This is a genomic window from Pseudoalteromonas sp. Bsw20308 (assembly GCF_000310105.2).
Taxonomy (GTDB): Bacteria; Pseudomonadota; Gammaproteobacteria; order Enterobacterales; family Alteromonadaceae; genus Pseudoalteromonas; species Pseudoalteromonas fuliginea.
This window is the reverse complement of the sequence record NZ_CP013138.1, coordinates 2750797-2772823: the sequence shown is the minus strand read 5'-3', so window position 1 is coordinate 2772823 and position 22027 is coordinate 2750797. Positions and strand designations below refer to the sequence as shown.

Below are 22027 nucleotides of genomic sequence, written 5' to 3'. Positions count from 1 at the left end.
AGCAATTTTGAAGGAGTAAAAAATGACTGATTACAAAGCATGGCTTAGCAGTTTTACTAGTTGGCTAAAAGATGTAAAAGATCATGGTGTAAAAGATGTAGTTACTGGGTTTGTTGAATCTGAGCAAGCAATCAAAGATTTAAGTCAAGAAAGGTATGAACTTTATAAAAGTTACTTAAAGCATGATATTGAACACATTATTGAGCACGAAGCTTATTACAATTCGCTTGCATGGCAAGAACTTAAAGAATCTTTATGGTTTGAACTCTCGCACATAGAAGATAAAACACAACTAGAGTGGCAATCTTTAAGCCAAGATTTTAAGCACAATGGGGTGTATCACGCAGGCGAATGGATAGCCATGGGCACATTAGTATGTAAGAATTGCAACCATAGCCACGACATTTATCACGCAACGCAAATAATACCTTGCACGCAATGTGATGGAATCTACTTTAGTCGTAAGGCGCTGAACCCTTAAATATTGGTATTAGGTGGCTGCGTGCCACTTAATACGCCCAAAAGCCAGTGAATATGCTGGTAAACAAAGAAGTTAGAATGACGAAAAAATTGCTGCCACTATCTGTTTCAAAGCTCGCACCGAGTATTTCTAGTAATCATGTACATACATGCATGAGTAACCCGTACCCAGAGCAACTTACTTTTATAGGCCAACAACGTGCCCAAAGTGCGCTCGACTTTTCATTAGGTATGGATTTACCTGGCTATAATGTTTATGTAATGGGCGAAGCGGCTCATGGACGTTATACGCTAGTCAAAGATAAACTTAAGCAACACGCAAAAGACAGAGCAACGCCTAATGAATGGTTGTACGTAAATAATTACGCCGATCACCGTGAGCCTATCGCACTTTTTATGCAAGCAGGGCAAAGTAAGCAACTTAGCGACGACATAGACTCATTCTTAGATGAAGTGCTCGACACTTTTCCAGCGGCATTTGATAATCCAGCGTACCAACGCAAGAAAAAATCAATCGATCGCGAGTTTAACGACGCTTACGACAGCGCAATTACCGCAGTTGAAATCGCAGCACTTGAGCAAAGTGTTGCTCTCGTAGAAGAAAAAAGCTCAGTGGGTTTTGCACCACTTGTTGATGGAAAACAATTGAGCGACAGTGAATTTGGTGAGCTTGAAGAAACATTGCGCGAAGAGTTTTTTGAAAAAATCGAAAAGCTAGAAGATGCATTAATAGAAGCGTTAATAGAGCTACCACGGTGGAAACGCGAATCAAAAGAAAAACTTCGTAATCTTAAAAAATCGACCGCAGAGCAAGCCACTAAACCACTTTTAAAAGACTTAGAACATAAGTACGCGACACACATTGGCGTACTGCGTTATTTAAAAGATATTCGCGTTGAAATTATCGACGCGGTACTTGAATGGCTAGATGACGAAGACGAAAGCGAAGAAAGCAAAGAAGACTTTGACCGCAAAGGTATGCTTACCGACTTTTTTGCACCTAACATTTTAGTTGAATTTAAAGAAGACGACGCAGCGCCAGTCGTTTATGAGCCAAACCCAACCTTTGGTAATATATTTGGTAAAATTGAATACGCTACATCCCAAGGTACATTGATTACGAGTTATCGCTCAATTCAGCCCGGTGCATTGCATCGTGCCAATGGTGGTTACTTAATAATGGATGCCGAAAAAATAATGGCTAATCCACAAGTGTGGGATGGTTTAAAGCTGTGTTTAAAAACACATCAAATAAAAAATGATTTACCCTATCAAGACAGCACAGTCGGGACAAGTTTTACGCTTCGCCCGCAACTTATTCCACTTGATGTGAAGATTATTTTATTGGGATCGCGCGAGTTGTACTACACCATAGGTGAATACGACGAAGAATTTGCTGAGCTATTTAGAGTACTTGCCGATTTTGATTACTACTTACCAAGTAGCGATAAATTACAGTACCAGTTTATTACCAAAGTGACTGAGTATTGCGAGCAAACATTAAAATGCACTGCTACAGAGGCTGCTATGGTACGGTTACTTAAATTTAGTTACCGCCAAGCTGAGCATCATAATAAACTCTCGGCGCGCTTTGCTGATGTGCTTGAATTAGTTGCTGAAGCGAGTTATTACGCGAAACAAGATAACTTAACGGTTATTGATGCATACCATATTGACGAAGCCATTGAAGGCAAACAATATCGTACCGGTCAGATCAGCGAAAACATGCTTAGCGATATAAAAGAAGGCCATACACTTATTGCAACCGATGGCCAAGCTATAGGTAAAGTAAATGGTTTAACAGTACTACACATTGGCGATACCTCGTTCGGTACCCCTGCGCGTATTACGGCAACTGTTTATGCAGGCGCCGATGGCGTAATAGACGTTGAACGCGAAGCCGAACTAGGTAAAGCTATCCACTCAAAAGGCGTGATGTTGCTTACCGGCTATTTAGGCAATAAGTACGCACAGCAGTTTAGCTTAACGCTTAGTGCTAATATTGCCATAGAGCAAAGTTATGGTTACATAGATGGCGATAGTGCATCTTTAGCAGAGCTTTGTGCGCTTATTTCATCTATTACAAGCCTCCCTATTAGCCAATCTATCGCGCTGACAGGCTCTATTAACCAACATGGTGATGTACAAGCTATTGGTGGTGTAAACGAAAAAATAGAAGGCTTTTTTAAACTGTGTAAAATGCGTGGTTTAACCGGTTCGCAAGGCGTTATTATTCCTAAATCAAACCAAGTTAACTTAGTACTTGATGACGAGATCCTCAATGCGGTAGAGGCGGGTAAATTTAATATTTACGCAGTTGAAACCGTAGATCAAGCGCTTAACTTATTAATGGATATAGAAGCAGGCGATATTATTGATGACCAGTATCCAGAAAACTCAGTAAACGGTATTGCGCTTGCGCGTCTAAAAGAGATTGCCGACATTGTAAATGGCGATAATGACGACGAAAAAGACGAAGAACTAGATAACGAAAAAGGTTAATAATGATCAATATAATTTTGGCGGTGGTTATCGCCATTTTTTGTTTTTTAATATTTCAAAATAGTAAAAAAGCAAAACAACAAGCAGGCATAAATGCGCAAATAGGGGCAGATTACTTAGCCGCTAATTCAAAAGTAGAAGGTATAGTAGAAACAGCTTCTGGCTTACAGTACAAAGTAATGCATAAAGGTGAGAGTGAAAACACACCAAGCTCAACAAGTATGGTTAACGTGCATTATCATGGCACGCTAATCGACGGCACTGTGTTTGACAGCTCAGTAGAGCGTAAAACACCGATTAGTTTTGGTTTGCACCAAGTGATTAAAGGTTGGACCGAAGGCCTACAGTTGATGAGCCCAGGCGATAAATACACGTTTTATGTACCGCATCAATTAGCGTATGGCGAAAAACGTGTAGGCAGTATTCCACCTGCCTCAGTACTTATTTTTGAAGTAGAGTTACTGGCAATTGAATAGTAATTTTATTTGAAGTAATAAACTACTAAGCCCTACTTTAATAAAGTGGGGCTTTTTGTTTTTAGCTAACAATAAAATTTACTCAAGGATTTTAATACGAGGTCGATACCTATAAAAGAGGTAAGCTATTTTAGGGACAAAATAATGAAGATTTCAGCGGCTCCCATTCCATACCAAGTACACAGCTCAAATATTCAACCTTTAGCGCAATCAGATAAACTAGCTGTTGAAAAAGGAAGTGAGGAAGAGAATGAGGAAGAGCCAAAATATGTGTTATCAAAGTTTTTAGATACCAAAGCGCAAAAATACAGTGAAGATAACGCAACATTTGGCGATCAGTATAAAAATCTCGAAAAAGTATATAAACACTTCACTGGGCGAGTTATTGCGCTGCAAGAACAAATTAATAAACTTAAACAAAGCCCCGTACAACGTAGTTTAACTATAAATACTTCAGCAAGTGAGCTAGATGAAAGTGATGCGAGTTTAACTTTAGACGCTGAGCATTTAGGTTCTAAAAAATATAAAAACACGCAACAGCAAGAGCAAATAGATATGTTAGAGCTGCAATTAGGGGAGTTAAAATCAGAGCAAGCGGCAATAAAGCAACAAATGGTTGAGCTGGTTATTAGTGAAATGAACAGGCGGGGCGATCACGACTATACTGTATAGCGCCACTAACATGCTGGTGGGTTAGCTTTTAAATTCGATTTTACTCACTTCAAGTTTAAATTTACCTTCTTGCTTACCTGCAATCATAAAGCTTAGCTGTTTTATATCACCAAAATCAATAATAGGCTGTTGCTCAAGCACTCGTCCGCGATACGTTAAAGTAAAATCACTAGGGGTAAAGTTGATTTCTACCCATTCGCTTTTTATTGTTTTAAATGAGTGGATGTACGCTGCGCCATCAAGGTAAGTAGTTGTTCTGAGCCTAAGCTGATAGATTTTCCCATCGCCCTTAACACGCAGCGCTATAGTTTTTGAGTTTTGATCTTGCGTGTCAATTTCGGTACGTATTGATGCAAAACCGCCATTATTAGCAAGCGAAACATTGCCTGTAAACAGCAAGCTATCTTGTGTTTTTGTTACTTGGCTATTAGATACGCCGCCCATTACAGAGTCGTTAATAACATACCATTGTTGATTTACATTGGCCTCGCTTGTCGCTAAGACTAAGTTAAATACAAACAGTGACGAAAGCTGTTTAGTGGTCATGGTCGATCCTAATGAATTAACAATTTATTGATACGACTAAAAATATTAATAGTTCACAATGCTGAAAATTAAAAACTAGTATTGATATGCGCGAAATAACTTACTTTTATTTGATTAAGTCAATTTTGTTCAATACCAGCCTCTATTTAATGTAGACACTCACCATCAGTTTGAATTAATTAGAAAGTGAACCATGACTTTATCTTTAATTATGTCAATGTCGTTATTTGCATTAGCTGCGTCTTTATCGCCAGGGCCAGTTAATTTAGTTTCATTGAGCAGCGCACGGTATGGGCTAAGAACTGGCTTAATGTTTATAACCGGTGCAACACTTGGGTTTATTTTTTTGTTTTTAGTTATTGGATGGGGTTTAAACTATCTTCTTGATAAATTGCAATGGATCACTGAAGTATTGCAATGGGCTGGTATTACTTTTTTACTTTATTTAAGTTATCAATTATTTGTAGATAATGGTGAATTAAACTCAGACAGTAATAAAAGTTCACCTACCTTTATTACTGGGGTAATCATGCAATGGCTAAACCCAAAAGCATGGTTAGCATCACTATCGGGAATTGCGACTTACATCCCTAATGCAGAGCTATTTGAAGTGTTTACGTTTGCCAGTGTGTATTTACCAATTTGCTGGTTGTCGCTGAGCATGTGGGTATGGATAGGTATAGTGCTAGGGCAGTACTTTCAAAGTCCTGCAAAAATACGTTTTATGAATAAAGCATTGGCAGTGTTACTTGCCGGGAGTTGCTTTTTATTATAAGTTAATGTGTTTTTATTCTAAATACAGCGTCGATATTGTGCTGGTGTTGCAGCAACCCGCTGTTTAAATACACGTTGAAAATGAGCTTGATCACTAAATCCTGCATTTTGAGCCACCGTTGAAATGGCATCGCCTTGCTTAAGCGCTTGTTGACTTAGTTGTATACGCAGATTTATCCGATAAGCATGTGGACTCATATTGAAGTGGCGTTTAAATGTACGTATCAAGTAGCTAGTATTAAAGCCAAATTTTTTGCTAATAACCTTAATTGGTTCGTCATCCTGACAATAAAGGGCGAGGTAGTTTGCAACTTTATACAGCCTATTAGGAGGTAGGCACGTATTTTCTTTAATATCAGTGCTATCGATGTATTCAAATAACGTAATCAAATACTGGCTAAGTAAAGACTCTTTTTCTAAAGAAGACAGCTTATTCGACATAAGGTTTCGGCAAACTAAAACAAACTGCTGGTAAAATACAGGGGTTGTTAATGTATCAGGTTGGCTATTACACCAGTGGTTACTTGCCCTTATATTAAACTTAACAAGCAATTGAGCTAACCAACTTTTATCTACATGCATCATATAATAAGCCCAGGGCGAGTTTTGGTTGGGGTTGCATGCGTGTACAGCATCGGGGTTCATTAGCACTAAAGTGCCTTTATCTATTTGGTAAAGTTTGTCTTCACAAATAAATTCACTTTGGCCCTCTAAAATAGCACCAATTGACCACTGAGCATGAGAATGGGCGGCGTAAGTTACTTTTCGACCATCCAAAACTTGCCTTAGTTCTACATAAGGTAGGGCGTTATCTCGCCAAAAAAGAGGGTATGTTGAAGGAGTCATAATGAATCTTTTAATGAAGACTTACCGCCAGTATAGCAAAGTTGTAGTATGAAATTCACGCTATATAAAACACCTTTCCATAACTATTAAAAGTATGCTTAATTGCACGCAACTTGTTATGATAACTATTCTTATTAATGGTTAAGATAATAATATGCATGATCTAACTCGTGGCTCCATACCGAAGCATTTAATCAAAATGGCTATTCCTATGATGATAGGAATGATAATTCAAACATTGTATTTTTTAGTTGATTTATATTTTGTAGGTAATTTAGGTGGAAATGCTTTAGCAGGACTCAGCTTAGCGGGTAATGCAATGTTTTTAATTTTTGCACTCACGCAAATTCTTAATGTGGGAACAACCGCGTTGATTTCTCATGCAGCGGGTCGAAAAGATGCCAAAGATGCAAATGCAGTGTTTAATCAAAGTATGATGCTGGCTAGCTTAATGGCCTTGGTTGTCATGTTTTTAGGTTATTTAGGGTCTGATACATACTTAACTAGCATTTCAACAGACCTTGCAACAATTGAAGCGGGACAACGTTATTTGCATTGGTTTTTGCCGGGTATGGCATTGCAGTTTCCTTTAGTTGCAGTTAGTGCTGCGTTAAGAGGAGCCGGTATTGTTAAGCCAACTATGTTGATTCAAACCTTGTCTATTATCGTCAATATTATTTTATCTCCTATTTTAATTATAGGTTGGGGAACTGACTTTCCAATGGGTATAGCCGGAGCTGGGTTGGCAAGTACTATTTCGGTAGTTGTTGCGGTAGTAATGCTATGCGTATACTTTGTTAAGGCTGAAAAGTTTGTTACCTTTAAAGTCAGTTTATGGCGCGTAGATAGCGCTATTATAAAGCGCTTATTAGGGATTGGATTACCCGCAGGAGGTGAATTCTTTTTAATGTTTGCATATATGGGGTTAATTTATTGGTTAATTCAACATTTTGGACCTGAAGCCCAAGCTGGCTTTGGTTTAGGTTCTCGCATAATGCAGTCATTGTTTTTACCTGCAATGGCAATTGCGTTTGCTGCACCAGCCGTCGCGGGTCAAAATTTTGGTGCAAAGCAATTTGACCGTGTCCGAGAAACCTTTTTTTGGTCAGCCCTAATGACATGTAGTTTAATGGCAGTGTTAAGCGTAGTTTGCTTTTTTATTCCAGAATTACTAGTGCAAGGGTTCACTGATGATCAAAATGTTATTTTAGTTGCAGCTACATTTTTACAAATTATTTGTATTAACTTTATTCCTACGGGCATAGTGTTTACGTGTTCGGGGCTATTTCAGTCTCTCGGTAACACACTCCCTTCACTTTATAGTACTACACTGCGGATTATTTTATTTGTTTTACCAGCTCTTTTATTAAGCCAAATGGATGGCTTTAATTTAACGCAATTGTGGTATTTATCGGCAAGCACAGTTGTTGTTCAGGCAGTTATTAGTTTTGTGTTATTACGCAGAGAGTTTAGGTATCGCTTACCTAAAAGTGAGCTTATTGATGAGCGCTTAGTAATTTTAAAGTAAATAAATTTATGTAATATAAAAAAGGAGCTGTATGAAATCATAAAGCTCCTTTTTACTTTATTTATTTACTTTATTGAAGCTATAAATTCTTCATCAGCGTATAGATTCGTAAGCAATTTTTGAACTAATTCTACATAACTTCGCTGCCCGTTTGGTATTGCAATTGCTCCGAGAAAAGAAGAGTCGAAAGTGTGTTCGGCAGATATTACCTTATCAAATAAAGTAATATCGCCATCTGATACAGTAAATTTAACTTTTATAAACGCACTGCCTTCAGAGAAACCTGTTACATCAATGTCTTGCTCAATTACTTTTCCCGAGACTTGCTTTGTTGCAACACCAGACCATAGTTTTGCTAGTTTTAATTCTTGTATCAAAGCGCTCTCAATATATTCACCATAGCTGTTGCCTACTGATGAAACAAGAGGAGAGCCTCGAAGCGATATCTTATTTAATTTTTTCAGATTCAATTTTAAGGATGAAAGAAATTCGAGCATTAATATATGTTCAAGAGGTACATTCGTAAATGATGTTAACCTAATGTTTGTAATTTGAGGTTTATATTTCCTTTTATCCAATTAGCCGAGACGATACTTTTAGTAAACTGGGGTAAAAGTTAATGTTGAGCAAAAAATAAAAAACGCGTAAGTTAACCGGGTTACCTATTTTAATAACAAGAAAATAAATGAAAGCCAAAGAGATAGAACAATTAGAATTATCAAATTCTGAAACCCGAGAAGTTGTTACCCCCTACGCCTTTAAAATTGACAGTGCTTTACTTGGCTTGCCTTTAGCTACGCCAATCCGGCGTGCACTAGCTATTATTATTGATGTTGCACTGATATTTTTAGCAGCCAAGCTTAGCGCTGCTTTAATAGCGTTTGTTGCTGCAATGGCTTTTTATAAAGGTACGGCACAGCAATACCTTCCAAAAATGTCGAATGTGTGGCGAAGAATCTTAAAAATAACGGCAGCAAGTATTTTATTTGTAAGCGCACTTACTGTGCTTTCAATTGGCATTGATTACCTAGAAGACGATAACACTGATCAAGGTTTAGCTGTTCAGGGCGTAAAAATACAAGATGAAATACAGCTTACCGCCACAGAAAAACAACGGGTAAATACTTATTTAGCGCAAACAGCTGATGAAAGCTGTGAGCAACCTTGCCAACAAAACGCGTTTGATAATTTAATAGGGCAAGTTCCCAAATTAGCAGAAATGGACGACCTACAAAGCCCACACCTTGCTACCGTACTTTTACAACTTTTAGTACTCAGTGAAAATAACGAAATAAAGCCTGCGCAGTTAATAGAAGAAAAACCTGCACAAACAACCACAAATAGTATTTTGCAGTGGAGCAAAGGCATTATTCAAGACTTAGGCTTAGGGTTTGGTTGGGCTGCTGTTTACTTTACGTTGTTCTCGCTGCTTTGGCGCGGCCAAACACCGGGTAAAAAGGTTTGTAATATTCGTGTGGTTGCCTTAAGCGGCGAGCCATTAGGTTTATTAGATTGTTTTGGCCGGTACGGCGGCTACGGAGCAGGCTTTGCCACCGGGTTATTGGGATTTTTACAGATATATTGGGACCCAAACAGGCAAGCCATTCAAGATAAAATATCAGCGACTGTGGTTATTAAAGGTAACTTGAATCAAGTTGTGGATGTTGAAACAGTTATAGATGCAGTGAAAGAGTAAAAAAACTAACAAGATTATAAAAAAGAATAGCTATAAATAAAAAAAGGTCTAAAATTAGGGCTTAATTTAGTTCTTTTTGGGTGTTTTATGAGAAAAGTTTTAGCTGACTGTTCGGCAAGTATTTCAGAACTTAAAAAAAATCCAACAGCGCTTTTAAATGAAGCAGATGGCGCTGCAATAGCCATATTAAATCATAACAAGCCTGCTGCTTACTTAGTACCTGCAGCAATGTATGAGCTACTTATGGAGCAACTGGATGATTATGAACTAACTAAAGTTGTTGAGAGCCGCAGAGGCGATTTATCTCAAGCGATTGCAGTTAGTATAGATGACTTATAAGCTAAAGTTTTTACCAGCAGCCTTAAAGGAGTGGGAAAAACTTGCGCCACCACTTAAAAGCCAGTTTAAAAAGAAACTTACTGAGCGCTTAGATAATCCGCATGTGCCAGCCTCTAAATTACGCGGCTTCGATAATGTTTACAAAATAAAATTGCGTACGGCAGGGTATCGCCTAGCTTACGAAGTTATTGACAACGAGGTAGTGGTTTATGTACTGGCAATTGGTAAGCGTAATAAAGATGCAATATATAAAAAGTTAACGTCACGAATTAAGGAGTAGCTTGGCTGCTTAGCAATAAAAGCGGTGTTTTGATTGTTGAAAGAAGGCCAGACGTTCCTTCTTGGTTTGTTATTAATACAAGGATATGTATGAAAGTCTTATCAATAATATTTTTATATTTATTTTTTACAGTAAATGTAAATGCCTCAGAGTCTATTATTTTAGCCAAAACCTATCAGCTAAAATCTAGTATTTTAAATGAACAGCGTAATTATAGTGTTTATTTACCGCTAAGTTACAGTAAAAACCCGAATCAAGTATATCCTGTTATTTACCTGCTTGATGGTGACCCAACCCATTTAAAAGCAGTTGCTGGACTGGTGGAAGCGCTCAGTACAGAGCGGCTAGAGCAGCAAATACAAGAAGCTATTATTGTTGCTATTCCTAACAGTAAAAATGCGATAAGAGAGCGCGACTTTACCCCTACCAATTTCGATTGGACTTTTAACGGTAAGCTACTCGAAAAATTTGAAAACATTGGCAATGCTGCAAACTACACCGCTTTTTTTGAAAAAGAACTTATTCCCTTCATTAATAAAAATTACCGTACATCAAATAAGCGGGTATTAATTGGCGAATCTTTCGGCGGCTTGTTCGCAAGTTATGTACTTTTGACTAATCACACATTATTTACAGATTATTTAATAATTGATGCTACATATATCTGGGATAATAATTATCTAAACCGCTACTTTAAAAGTAACCAACTTGAAAACAAAGAGATGGCAGGGAATGTGTATTTTACCTTTGCGAATAATGCTACGGCGTTTGGTGAAATAGGTAAAACAAATTACAAATGGGGTTTAGCGTTTGCAGAAAAGTTGAGCAATCACCGCAGTAAAAATTTAAAAGTAACACAGCGTTATTTTGAAAGCGAGACGCACGGCACCGTTGCTGGACTTAGTTGGTATTATGGGTTGAGAAAGTTACTTGAACACGCAGCTGTAATTGAGCGTTAATAGAGTTCTATAGAGCAAAACCTAATAACGAACTAAATTTTTAGTTCATTATTGGGTGTTCGAGGACTATTTTACTTTTGTATTTAACAAGACTATAGGGGATAAAATATGTTTAAGTATCCGCTCATATTTATTGTTATCAGTTAAATCCGGGGCATGCAGATCTAGGCCAACCTCATGAAAATTATTTTTTTCAACGTCATCATAATACTGTAGGACAAGACTAATTGCAGGTCTGAATTCAACTGAATTTCTTGATCTTGTCAATACTTGCTGCTCAACACCATTCCAAGTAGCAGTACCATCTACTATTTTAATTGAATTTTCTTTGGGGTGAATAACTAAGAGAGTGTCAATGTTTGGATACGCTTGCTTAATATTGTTAAACGTAAACTGTATAGCTGCTTGTATTCGCTCTGATTCGAGTGTTCCTGTTTTTGTATTAAAAGCGCCTCCTTGCCCAATTACAAAGTCATTAAATAATGTTTGTGCTTGAGGGTTTAAGTTGGTCAATGTATATTTTTTTGAGAAATTGGTAACGTTATTATCAAATGCTTCTCTGTAGAGTGCTTTGTTGCCGGTATTGGCTGTTGGTAACCATATATAGGCTAGGTTGCTATGAGTTGCCGGCTTGGCGAATGTAATTGCATTCGCTGTCACTTTAGGGTCACTGTTGTATTGAATTAGTTTGCAACCGACTAAATTGAGCAAAGCAATGATGATAAAAATGTGCTTTATCATTTTTTCGTCTTCCAGGTGTCAATTGTCTCTAATGCAAATTGTAATGCGCTATTTAATTTTGCAGGATCTTTAAATAGTTTATCGGCATCTTTAACAATAATTTCTTCATCACTGTTAAATTGCGCCACTAACTCAATGCCTCCAGAGCCCATAGTTAAAAGTATGTCTTGCTCATCTCTAATTCGGATATACACTCTGCTGCCTGGCACATAACCTTGTTCGTTTTGAAATAATGATACAAATATATCACCACCATCGGCTCCACCTTCGAGGTAAGACTCTTCTTGGCCATACCATTTGGCTACGTGGCCTAATAAAATACTGTTAGTAAAATGTGCGCGTACGGTATCAACACCTGCAAATACAAATGCATTTATACCTAGTTTAGTTTTTGTAGTGGCAAGCGCTTTTTTCCAGAGTTCATTTCGTAGGTTTTCATTTTCTTGACCTGTAAGTGGGTCATATAAGCCGTCAGCACTATCTAATAATTGATTAAATTCAGTATAAACTTCACTGGCGTCTACTACTTTAAAACCACGCGATTCAAGTGCTTTTTTTATAGGTGCTTTATAATGATTTTTTAATTGTAGTTCAAAGTAAGTGAGATCTTCTTCAACATAAAAACCGCCAAACCCGAGTACCTGATGGTTTGCTTTTAATTGCGCCGTATTCATGTAGTTTGGTGAGGAGTTACACCCACTTAATATGACAAGGATAAGAATAGTAAAAATATATCTCATAATGATTCCTAATAAACGAGTGTAAAACTAAAGTAATTTGATACCAATTTTTGCGAACGATGTGAGAGTAAGTTGTCTATATTCACTTCCCCCGACTTGTGAGCGCCAATTGATTGTGGTTTTTTTATTATTCAAACTGCTATCAGTATAAAAAATTAAGTATTTGGCTTCTTCTGGTAGAGTGAATTGAGTTTTGTAATATAGATTACCCGCTAAATCTAATGTTGTTGGTAAGCCATTTTGCCATGCTTCATAAGGTTTAAGGTGTTTAATAACCTGCTTTGATTTATCTAAAATCAGTAATTGTGGGTAAACCATTGTTGCGGTTTGAATAAAAACACCATTGGCGTAACTGAACACCTGAACAAAGCGACTATTGTTTGGTTTTTCAATTGCAATAAATGGGCTTTTGGCTTCGTTAAAAACTCTAATGGGCTGGTTTTTTAAATCAAAAGTAGTCAGTTTTTTTATTTGCTGGGTTGCAAATGAAATATCGCTCAAGTTAGCACAGCATACAGGGGTACTTTTTAGTGTTGCTAGATCATTTTTAGCTGAATTAGCGCAGCCAAACAATAATATGACTAAGACTGTTATGCTTGTTAATTTTTTCATAAATATTTTAATTATTATCAATATATGAATAGTAACTAATATAAAATAATACTGAAACACATAAGTTTTTAATATGTAACTCAATGTAAATAAAGCTAAGTATGATCAAATCACACAAGTTTAGTCTTTAATTTAACTAATAAAAGCCTCTGATATTTAGTAAGTTTTAGTTTTTAAATCGCATTAAAACACCAACAACTCCCATCAACAACACAAATCCCCACACAAACACATTGCCGTATTGGCTGTACACGCTGTCGCCTTTTATAAGCTTAATATTGGCTTTCAATATGGTAGCTTCAAACTGAGGCATGGTTTGCTGTGTGTGACTTATGGGATCGTATACGGCGCTTACACCATTGTTGGTAACGCGCACTAGAGGGCGCTGTAGTTCGAGCGCCCGCATGCGGGCTATTTGCATATGTTGCAAAGGCCCAATGGAGTCGCCAAACCAGGCATCGTTACTGACAGTAAAGAGTAGATCGGAGTTGCTTTTGTAATTACCGCGTACTAAATCTGCAAATACTATTTCGTAGCAAATAGCAGGGAGTAAGTTATAGCCATTGGTGCGTAAGTTGTTTTGCACTTTGTCGCCACGCGTAAACGACGACATAGGTAAATCGAATAATGGGGCAATAGGGCGCAAAAATTCTTGAAAAGGTACAAATTCGCCAATAGGTAGTAGCTGGTGTTTTTGATAGCGGTTTTTATCAAGGTAATGGTAATGCCCATGCTCGTCGCCGCGCTCTTTATTACCGACAACAATAAGTGTATTAAATATGTTTTTGGTGTCTCGCTGGTAGTCAACAATACCGGTTACAAGGGCGGTTTTATTAAACGAGGCGGCACTGTCTAAATTGGCTAGGTAGGAATCGGCAAGCATTTCTATTTCAGGCACTGCGGCTTCTGGCCATACTATTAAGTCGGCATCCCAATGTGGGCGCGTCATATCTTGGTATTTGCTCATTGTGGTCCAAAACTCACTTGGCTCAAAGCGCAAGTGTTGCTGTATGTTGCCTTGTACAAGCAATACTGACATGTTTTTATCAGTGTAATGAATACTGCCTGTGGTGTTTGCACCTGTAAAAATAAGCGCAACAGCAGAGGCAGTAAGTGCTGGGGTTTTAATATCTTTTTGGGTAAGTCTATACAGTGCAAAGCCAATAGCGACACAGGTAAGTGTTAAGCCAAACTCGCCAATATAAGGGGCAAGCAGCCTAAAAGGTCCATCGGTTTGTGTATAGCCAAAACTTAACCACGGGAAACCGGTAAGTACAGTGCCACGTAAATACTCACTAATTGCAAAGCAGGCAATTAGTAATGCGCCAAAGCTTTTAGGGCCTGTGGCAAAGCGAGTAGTTGCCCAAAAGGCAAGGGCTGGGAATAACGCTAAGTATGAACACAGTAAGGCCATTAACGAGAGCGACGCAATAAGCGGCATGCCGCCAAAGGTGGCAATAGAAACATGTACCCAGCTTATACCTGCACCAAACCAGCCTAGGCCAAATATAAAGCCATACTTAGCGGCGCTTTTTGCGTGTGCTTTACCGGTATTATTTGGGTTGATGCAAAAAATTATGGCTGCAAGGCTAATAAATACGATGGGCCAAATTTCAAAGGGGGCATAGCCAAAAGTTAAAATAAGGCCCGCAACGAGTGCGAGCCATGCTTTTTTATCTTTTGCTAATACGGTAAGCCTAGTTAGCAGTTTCTTCAATGTCGTTATCATCAGCCTTAGGAACGGTGACTTGCAGTTGCAAAATACGACGATTGTCGGCGTTGGTTACTTTAAATTGGTAACCTTCTATATCAATCGTTTCACCACGACTTGGCATATGGCCAAATGCGTGCAGTACAGTCCCGCCAATAGTGTCGGCTTCGTCTGTGCTGTAACCTGTTTTAAAGTGCTCGTTAAAGTCATCTACAGGTGTGAGTGCTTGCACTACGTGAACATGTTTAGCAAGTTGACGAATATCTTGATGTTCTTCTTCTTCGTCGTGCTCATCTTCGATTTCGCCAACAATTATTTCAAGAATATCTTCAATCGTTACTAAGCCCGATACGCCGCCATATTCGTCAATAACAACGGCCATATGGTAGCGTTGCTGACGAAATTCATTTAGCAATGTATCAACACGTTTGCTTTCTGGCACTACCATAGCTGGGCGTAAATAATCGCGTATTGATGGTAAGTGCTCGTCTTTATTTAAGATAAGCGGTAGCAAATCTTTAGCGAGTAAAAAACCTTCTACATGGTCTTTGTCTTCAATCACCACTGGAAAACGTGAGTGAGTTGAATCGACCATCATTGGAATTAGCTCTTCAAGCGGGCTGTCGATCTCAAGAGTGATCATTTGTGAGCGCGGAACCATTATGTCTCGCACTTTAAGCTCAGACACGCCAAGCACACCTTCTATCATCTCTTTTGTTTCTGGATCGATTACGTCTCGTTCTTGCGCATCGGCAATAACTTCGACCAGCTCTTCTCTATTCTGGGGTTCCCCTTGCAACATTTGGGCTATTCTACCCAACCACGTTTTGCCAGAAGAACCCTGGCTAGATTGCGAGTTACCGTCGCTCATTGCGTCTAATTGCTCCGTTAATTTAAATTTCGTCCCGGTATGGGTCTGCTATGTTTAGCTCTGCAAGTAATTGCTTTTCTATGCTTTCCATCTCTAAAGCATCGTCACTCTTTATATGGTCAAATCCAAGCAAATGCAAGCATCCGTGAATAACCATGTGAGCAAAGTGGTCATGAAATGACTTTTCTTGCTCAATTGCTTCAGCTAATACAATGGCTGGGCAAATAATTAAATCACCAACCAAAGGAATATCTATTCCGGGTGGTGCTTCAAATTCAAACGACAGTACGTTGGTTGGTTTATTTTTACCGCGATAGTCGTTATTAAGTTGTTGCGATTGCGCTTCGTCGCTAATAACGATGCTGAGTTCTGACTCGTCACGGTATTGGCTAAGGGCTTTGTCGGCCCATAGTGCAAATTGCTCTTCGCTTGGGAGGTTGTCAAACTCACAGGCTATTTGTAAATCAAGTTCGGTTGTCAAAGTATTACTCTTTAGTAGTAGGCTGTTGAAGAGCAGCGAGTGCGTCTTTTGCATTTTGCTTTTCAATGCGCTTAAGTCGCTCGCTTTCGTCGTTACGCTCGTAGGCTTCAACTATGCGTGCTACAACAGGGTGGCGTACTACGTCGTGGGCTTTGAAGTAGTTAAAGCTAATTTCGTTTACGCCATCAAGCACTTCAATTGCATGGCGAAGGCCTGAGCGTGTGCCACGAGGTAAATCGACCTGTGTAATATCGCCTGTAATCACCGCTTTTGAGTTAAACCCTATACGGGTTAAAAACATTTTCATTTGCTCGGCGGTGGTATTTTGGCTTTCATCTAAAATAATAAAGGCATCGTTTAAAGTACGTCCGCGCATGTAAGCAAGCGGTGCGACTTCGATGATATTTTTTTCGATGAGTTTTTCTACTTTTTCAAAACCTAGCATTTCAAAAAGCGCATCGTAAAGAGGGCGCAGGTATGGGTCTATTTTTTGACTTAAATCGCCTGGTAAAAAGCCAAGCTTTTCGCCCGCTTCTACAGCAGGACGCGTTAATAATATGCGGCGTATTTCTTGGCGCTCAAGGGCGTCAACGGCGGCAGCAACTGCAAGGTAAGTTTTACCAGTACCAGCAGGGCCAATACCAAAGGTAATGTCGTGGTTTAAAATATTAGCCACATAAACACCTTGGTTGTCGTTACGTGGTTTAATAACACCACGGCGGGTTTTAATCACCATTTCTTTGCCATAAGCGCTGCTTGATGCATCTTGCTCTAAGGCTTTTGATTCGGTAATAGCTAAATGAACGGCGTCGGGTTCTATTTCGCCTAAAACACCACGCACTGGTTGAGTATCAACATAAAGGTTTTTTAAGATTTCTACAGCGCCGGCGCAGTTGTGTAGTTTACCGGTTACTTTAAAAAAGTTGTCACGGTGAATTATTTCAACAGCCAGGTGGCGTTCAATTTGTTTGATGTTTTCGTCAAACGGGCCACATAAAGAAGAAAGGCGTTTGTTATCGGCAGGTTCTAAATAAATCTCTAACGTTTTTAACTGATTACTCAAAATTGCTTCCTATCGTACTGCGCCAGCGTTAACTGGCGCTAATTGTGTGACTAAGGAACGAAAGTAGCTACGCCAATTTCGTTAACAGTGTCTGGTTTTGGCTCTGCAGCTGCAGCTTTAGTTAAAATAGCTGAAGGAGCGACTTCACGTCGTAAGTTCATTTCTGATTCTGTACGAATTAAGTCACCACGTAAAGAGTTAGGCAGTGCTTCGGTAATACGTACATCAACAAACTGTCCGATCACTGTGTGCGGGCCAACAAAGTTTACTACACGGTTGTTTTCGGTACGGCCACGTAATTCCATTGGGTTCTTCTTAGAAGGACCTTCAACAAGGATACGTTGCTCTGTATCGAACATTTGACGGCTAATTTGCTGCGCCATTTGTGTAATACGGTTTTGTAGTAAGTATAAGCGTTCTTTTTTCTCTTGCTCTGTTACGTCATCTGGTAAATCTGCCGCTGGCGTACCTGGGCGCGCACTGTAAATAAAGCTAAAGCTCATATCAAAACCAATGTCGCTAATAAGCTTCATGGTTGCTTCAAAGTCTTCTTTACTTTCGCCTGGAAAACCAATAATGAAATCTGACGACATGCTTAAGTTAGGGCGAATTTTACGTAACTTACGAATTGTCGATTTGTATTCAATTGCCGTATGGCCACGTTTCATTAGGTTTAATATACGGTCTGAACCACTTTGTACTGGTAGGTGTAAGTGATCTACAAGCTCTGGTACATCGGCGTAAACCTCAATGATGTCTGGCGTAAATTCTACCGGATGCGATGTGGTGTAACGAATACGGTCAATACCATCAATAGCAGCAATAAGACGAATTAAATCTGAGAAGTAACAAATTTCGCCATCGTGCGTGTCTCCGCGGTATGCATTTACGTTTTGGCCTAATAGGTTAACTTCACGTACGTTTTGCTCAGCAAGCTGTGCAATTTCAAGTAATACGTCATCTACTGGGCGACTAACTTCTTCGCCGCGAGTATAAGGTACAACACAAAAAGTACAGTATTTAGAACAGCCTTCCATAATTGATACAAACGCAGATGGGCCATCAGCTTTTGGCTCTGGCAGGCGGTCAAATTTTTCAATCTCTGGGAATGAAATATCAACAACCGATGAGCCTTTGTCGCCTTGCACTTGTTTAATCATTTCTGGTAAACGGTGTAGTGTTTGTGGGCCAAAAATAACATCTACAAATGGCGCACGTTGACGAATAGAGTCACCTTCTTGTGAAGCAACACACCCACCTACACCAATTATTAAATCTGGCTTGTCGTCTTTTAACAACTTCCAACGACCTAACTGGTGAAATACTTTTTCTTGTGCTTTTTCACGAATTGAACAGGTGTTGAGTAAGATTACGTCGGCATCTGTTGCATCTTCAGTTAGCTGGTAGCCGTTAGTGGCATCTAAAAGTTCAGCCATTTTCTGAGAGTCGTATTCGTTCATCTGACAACCCCAGGTTTTAATATGCAGCTTTTTGCTCATTGAAATATTGCCTCGTGTTCAATTCGATAGTGGCACAAAAATGTGCTAGAAACAGGATTAAGGAGCAAGCATGCTCACTTAAAGGACGCGTATTTTAGCTGGATACCCGCCCAGATCCAAGTATAGTTTTCATGTTTGTGATCTCAAATCAATACGAGGCCAGTTTAATGTGCTGTTAGGGATATCCTCTGGTATAAAACAAATTAATTTTGATACAATCAAAACAGACTCAAGTAATAATAAAATGATGAAAAACATGACTAAAAATAATGTGATAGTGGTTGGTGGGGGCATGGTTGGCGCGGCTATGGCGATAAAGCTTGCCCAGCAAGGCTTTGGCGTACGTATAATCGAAAAACACCTAATAGACCCATCGCACATTTTTAGTAGCGATAAGGTGGATATTAGAGTGTCGGCTATTAATCGTTTTTCAGAAAATTTACTTGATGAATTAGGTGCCATGCCGCTTTTAAGACAAAACCGCATAGCGCCTTATCAACAATTAGAGGCTTTTGAACGCGGTGGTGACAATTTGTTATTTGATTGCGCCGATATAAACACCACGCATTTAGGTCATTTGATTGAAAATAATTTAATTCAAGCCTGTTTATGGCAGCAATTTGATCATTATAAGATTGAGGTTATTGAGCAAGCCACACCGATTACTAAAATAGAGCAAACCAGTGATTTAATTACGCTTGAGTATGGCGCTCAAACCTATACCGCTGATTTAGTAATTGCAGCCGATGGTGGGCAGTCGCAATTGCGTGATAAGGCGAATATTGGTATTACGGGGTGGCAGTACCAGCAGCATTGCATGGGGGTGTTAATTAAACTCGATGCGCCGCAACAAATTAAAACCTGGCAGCAGTTTACGCCAAGTGGGCCACTCGCATTTTTGCCAATGCAGGCACCGCACGCTAATTTAATTTGGTACGACGATGCAAATACACTGCAAGCATTTAAAGGGCTAAGCCCAACTCAGTTAAAAACGCACATACTTAATAAATTCCCAGAGCTTGCTGGAGACTTTGAAGTACAAACCCATGCGATATTTCCGCTTACTCGCCAACATGCTAACAACTATTCGCAAGGGCGTTTGGTTTTAGTGGGCGACGCTGCACATACAATTAATCCGCTTGCAGGGCAGGGGGTAAATTTAGGTTTTCAGGACGTAGTGGCACTTGCTGAGGTTTTAGACAATGCAGGAGATATAGGGTGCCCGTTAATGCTTAAAGAATATGAGCGAGCTCGCCGTAAGGCTAATTTGTTAATGATGAGCATGATGGATGCCTGTTACTTTGGCTTTTCTAACCAAGTAGCGCCGCTTAAATGGGCACGTAGCCAGTTTTTAAAAATGGCTAATAATACAGGGCCAATAAAAAACTGGGTGTTAAAATATGCCATTAGCGGAGAGCTAAGTTAGTTTCTAAAAAGATTACCCCCCTAATAAAGCGATTAACAATGCTGTTAATCGCGCCCTTAAAAGTTATAACCTCTTCATAAAACAACAATCATATTTGGTAAGTGGGCTACCCTGAGCTTTTTAATGTATTTTATTTCGTTATTAGATTTATTAGCCATACTAAATGTATAACAAATTGCATTTAAAGAGTGTCTGTGGATAAGCCATTTATTTTTATGATTATAGTAGGGATATTACTGTTAACTGTAAGTATCAAACCAACAATACAAGTATGCAAAAAAACGAATCGGTTTGCATGGAGCTTATTGCTTATTTTAATTGTGCTGTTTATTTTTGGCTACTGTTGGGTACTTTATTATTTTACTTTTTATGGTGGTGAACCGTTTGTAGCAACTAGTGTTTCATTTATTTTAGTTGGTGGCGGCACATTTGTGTATTTAGTTGTTAGGTTAAGCCTCAAAAGTATCTTAGAGCTAGAGCGATCAGCTCAACACCAACAATTTCTAGCTGAACACGATAGTTTAACTAACCTACCTAAACGTAAAAAATTCTTTAATGTACTCAATGAGAACATAGAATATAACCAACCTTTCATTTTGTTTTTAATAGATTTAAATAACTTTAAACGTGTAAACGATACTTATGGAAATAATTTTGGGGATTTGTTGTTGTGTGCATTTTCCAAAACATTAAGCCAACACTTATCCGAGATTGCTAAGTTATATAGAATTGGGGGAGATGAATTTGCATTGCTTTTAAACTCAGCCACTCAGGATAAGTATGATTTATGTATTCAATTAATAAATAAGTCAGTACAAAAACCTTTTTTAATTTATGAACAAACTATACGCGTTAAGCTAAGAATTGGAGTGAGCTATTACCCCAAACATAGTATGCAAACTAACGAACTATTCAAACAGGCTGATTTAGCGCTGCATGAAGCAAAAAAGACACAGCAACAGATTGTTATTTATTGTAAGGATTTGAGCATTAGGGCGGATAATTTATTTGATATGTCCTTACTTATAAAGCAAGCATTGAAAAATGAAGAGTTTGAGCTTTATTTACAACCAATATTTTCTTCTAACCTTAATGAAATGCATGGAGCTGAAGCATTAATACGCTGGCCACAAAGTGATGGTTCATTTATTAGCCCTGAGGTGTTTATTAAAACAGCTGAGCAAATGGGGTTAATTTTAAATATTTCCAAGTGGGTGGTGTTAGAAACTATAAATCATTTAAAGTCGTTAAAAGCTTTGGGGTTTATCGGGGCTATTCACGTAAATTTATCAACAAGGGATTTAGAGAGCCAAGATTTTTATGAGCTTATTGAGCAATTAATCAGTGTCGATCCGACGTTGAGTGACTCAATAATTTTTGAAATCACAGAGGGTGCTATGATGACAAATATAGAAGCCGCTCGCACTATGATGTACAAGCTTAACGACCGCGGCTTTGAGTTTAGTGTAGATGATTTTGGGACTGGATTTTCTTCGTTATCATTACTAAGAGAGTTACCAATCAACCAAATAAAAATAGACCGGTCATTTATTAAAGATATGCTAACACAACCCGCTGACTATGCGATTGTAGAATCAACGTTATTTTTAGCTAGCAGACTTAATTGTAAAGTAGTGGCAGAGGGCATTGAAAATAAAGCGCTTAGAAATACACTCACAGCAATGAAATGTGATTATTTACAAGGGTATTATTATAGCAAACCTATTAAAATTAATGATTTTATACTGAAGTACTTAAATGAAGAAATAGGTGGGGTAGTTTAAC

23 protein-coding genes are annotated in these 22027 nt (G+C 38.6%); 12 read left to right on the top strand and 11 right to left on the bottom strand.

What is annotated here, in order from left to right:
• The first annotated feature begins 22 nt into the window (after positions 1 to 22).
• From D172_RS12145 to D172_RS12130, 4 genes are all read left to right on the top strand, one after another.
• The gene (locus D172_RS12145) at positions 23 to 481 is read left to right on the top strand and encodes a zinc ribbon-containing protein (protein ID WP_007378259.1); all 459 of its coding nucleotides are present in this window, start codon (positions 23 to 25) and stop codon (positions 479 to 481) included.
• 77 nt (positions 482 to 558) lie between these two features.
• Positions 559 to 2982, top strand: a complete 2424-nt coding sequence (locus tag D172_RS12140; protein ID WP_007378260.1) for a Lon protease family protein — start codon at positions 559 to 561, stop codon at positions 2980 to 2982.
• A gap of 2 nt (positions 2983 to 2984) precedes the next feature.
• On the top strand, positions 2985 to 3458 hold the full coding sequence (locus D172_RS12135; protein WP_007378261.1) for an FKBP-type peptidyl-prolyl cis-trans isomerase: 474 nt from the start codon (positions 2985 to 2987) through the stop codon (positions 3456 to 3458).
• Positions 3459 to 3602: 144 nt separating this feature from the next.
• Positions 3603 to 4130, top strand: a complete 528-nt coding sequence (locus tag D172_RS12130) for a hypothetical protein (protein ID WP_007378262.1) — start codon at positions 3603 to 3605, stop codon at positions 4128 to 4130.
• Positions 4131 to 4151: 21 nt separating this feature from the next.
• Here the strand turns inward: D172_RS12130 and D172_RS12125 are convergent, their stop codons facing one another.
• Entirely contained in the window at positions 4152 to 4676 is a 525-nt protein-coding gene (locus D172_RS12125; protein WP_007378263.1) for a CIA30 family protein, read from the bottom strand.
• Between the two features lie 193 nt (positions 4677 to 4869).
• On the opposite strand from D172_RS12125, the gene D172_RS12120 reads away from it, so the two are divergent.
• Positions 4870 to 5451: a LysE family translocator gene (locus D172_RS12120; RefSeq protein ID WP_058230554.1), complete on the top strand. Its 582-nt coding sequence runs from the start codon at positions 4870 to 4872 to the stop codon at positions 5449 to 5451.
• A gap of 17 nt (positions 5452 to 5468) precedes the next feature.
• Here D172_RS12120 and D172_RS12115 read toward each other — a convergent pair whose 3' ends face one another.
• The gene (locus D172_RS12115; RefSeq protein ID WP_007378265.1) at positions 5469 to 6296 is read right to left on the bottom strand and encodes an AraC family transcriptional regulator; all 828 of its coding nucleotides are present in this window, start codon (positions 6294 to 6296) and stop codon (positions 5469 to 5471) included.
• A 154-nt stretch (positions 6297 to 6450) separates the two neighbouring features.
• On the opposite strand from D172_RS12115, the gene D172_RS12110 reads away from it, so the two are divergent.
• Positions 6451 to 7824, top strand: a complete 1374-nt coding sequence (locus D172_RS12110) for an MATE family efflux transporter (RefSeq protein ID WP_033023806.1) — start codon at positions 6451 to 6453, stop codon at positions 7822 to 7824.
• A gap of 65 nt (positions 7825 to 7889) precedes the next feature.
• Here the strand turns inward: D172_RS12110 and D172_RS12105 are convergent, their stop codons facing one another.
• Complete coding sequence (locus D172_RS12105) at positions 7890 to 8321, bottom strand: hypothetical protein (RefSeq protein WP_205986636.1); 432 nt, start codon at positions 8319 to 8321, stop codon at positions 7890 to 7892.
• A gap of 188 nt (positions 8322 to 8509) precedes the next feature.
• Here D172_RS12105 and D172_RS12100 point away from each other — a divergent pair, with 188 nt between their 5' ends.
• From D172_RS12100 to D172_RS12085, 4 genes are all read left to right on the top strand, one after another.
• Entirely contained in the window at positions 8510 to 9520 is a 1011-nt protein-coding gene (locus D172_RS12100) for an RDD family protein (RefSeq protein WP_007378268.1), read from the top strand.
• An 87-nt stretch (positions 9521 to 9607) separates the two neighbouring features.
• Positions 9608 to 9859, top strand: a complete 252-nt coding sequence (locus D172_RS12095) for a type II toxin-antitoxin system Phd/YefM family antitoxin (RefSeq protein WP_007378269.1) — start codon at positions 9608 to 9610, stop codon at positions 9857 to 9859.
• Positions 9849 to 10139, top strand: coding sequence for a type II toxin-antitoxin system RelE family toxin (locus D172_RS12090; RefSeq protein ID WP_007378270.1), 291 nt, complete (start codon positions 9849 to 9851; stop codon positions 10137 to 10139). The genes D172_RS12095 and D172_RS12090 overlap by 11 nt, the downstream gene beginning before the upstream one ends.
• 89 nt (positions 10140 to 10228) lie before the next feature.
• Positions 10229 to 11098, top strand: coding sequence for an alpha/beta hydrolase (locus D172_RS12085; RefSeq protein ID WP_007378271.1), 870 nt, complete (start codon positions 10229 to 10231; stop codon positions 11096 to 11098).
• Positions 11099 to 11164: 66 nt separating this feature from the next.
• Here D172_RS12085 and D172_RS12080 read toward each other — a convergent pair whose 3' ends face one another.
• The 8 genes from D172_RS12080 to miaB form a co-directional block, all read right to left on the bottom strand.
• Entirely contained in the window at positions 11165 to 11839 is a 675-nt protein-coding gene (locus D172_RS12080) for a hypothetical protein (RefSeq protein WP_007378272.1), read from the bottom strand.
• Positions 11836 to 12579: a lipoprotein gene (locus tag D172_RS12075; RefSeq protein WP_237113674.1), complete on the bottom strand. Its 744-nt coding sequence runs from the start codon at positions 12577 to 12579 to the stop codon at positions 11836 to 11838. Before D172_RS12075 ends, D172_RS12080 begins: the two co-directional genes overlap by 4 nt.
• A 27-nt stretch (positions 12580 to 12606) precedes the next feature.
• Positions 12607 to 13191, bottom strand: a complete 585-nt coding sequence (locus tag D172_RS12070; RefSeq protein ID WP_007378274.1) for a MalM family protein — start codon at positions 13189 to 13191, stop codon at positions 12607 to 12609.
• Between the two features lie 166 nt (positions 13192 to 13357).
• A complete protein-coding gene (lnt, locus tag D172_RS12065; protein WP_007378275.1) occupies positions 13358 to 14908 on the bottom strand; it encodes an apolipoprotein N-acyltransferase in 1551 nt (516 codons plus the stop codon).
• Entirely contained in the window at positions 14889 to 15773 is an 885-nt protein-coding gene (gene corC / locus D172_RS12060; protein WP_007378276.1) for a CNNM family magnesium/cobalt transport protein CorC, read from the bottom strand. Before corC ends, lnt begins: the two co-directional genes overlap by 20 nt.
• 22 nt (positions 15774 to 15795) lie before the next feature.
• Entirely contained in the window at positions 15796 to 16254 is a 459-nt protein-coding gene (gene ybeY, locus D172_RS12055; RefSeq protein WP_007378277.1) for an rRNA maturation RNase YbeY, read from the bottom strand.
• Positions 16255 to 16258: 4 nt separating this feature from the next.
• Positions 16259 to 17317, bottom strand: a complete 1059-nt coding sequence (locus D172_RS12050) for a PhoH family protein (protein WP_002958543.1) — start codon at positions 17315 to 17317, stop codon at positions 16259 to 16261.
• A gap of 50 nt (positions 17318 to 17367) precedes the next feature.
• Positions 17368 to 18816: a tRNA (N6-isopentenyl adenosine(37)-C2)-methylthiotransferase MiaB gene (gene miaB, locus D172_RS12045; RefSeq protein ID WP_007378278.1), complete on the bottom strand. Its 1449-nt coding sequence runs from the start codon at positions 18814 to 18816 to the stop codon at positions 17368 to 17370.
• Positions 18817 to 19060: 244 nt separating this feature from the next.
• On the opposite strand from miaB, the gene D172_RS12040 reads away from it, so the two are divergent.
• Together D172_RS12040 and D172_RS12035 are read left to right on the top strand one after the other, a co-directional pair.
• Positions 19061 to 20242, top strand: a complete 1182-nt coding sequence (locus D172_RS12040) for an FAD-dependent monooxygenase (protein WP_033023809.1) — start codon at positions 19061 to 19063, stop codon at positions 20240 to 20242.
• 194 nt (positions 20243 to 20436) lie between these two features.
• Positions 20437 to 22026: a putative bifunctional diguanylate cyclase/phosphodiesterase gene (locus D172_RS12035; RefSeq protein WP_007378280.1), complete on the top strand. Its 1590-nt coding sequence runs from the start codon at positions 20437 to 20439 to the stop codon at positions 22024 to 22026.
• The last annotated feature ends 1 nt before the right edge of the window (position 22027 follow it).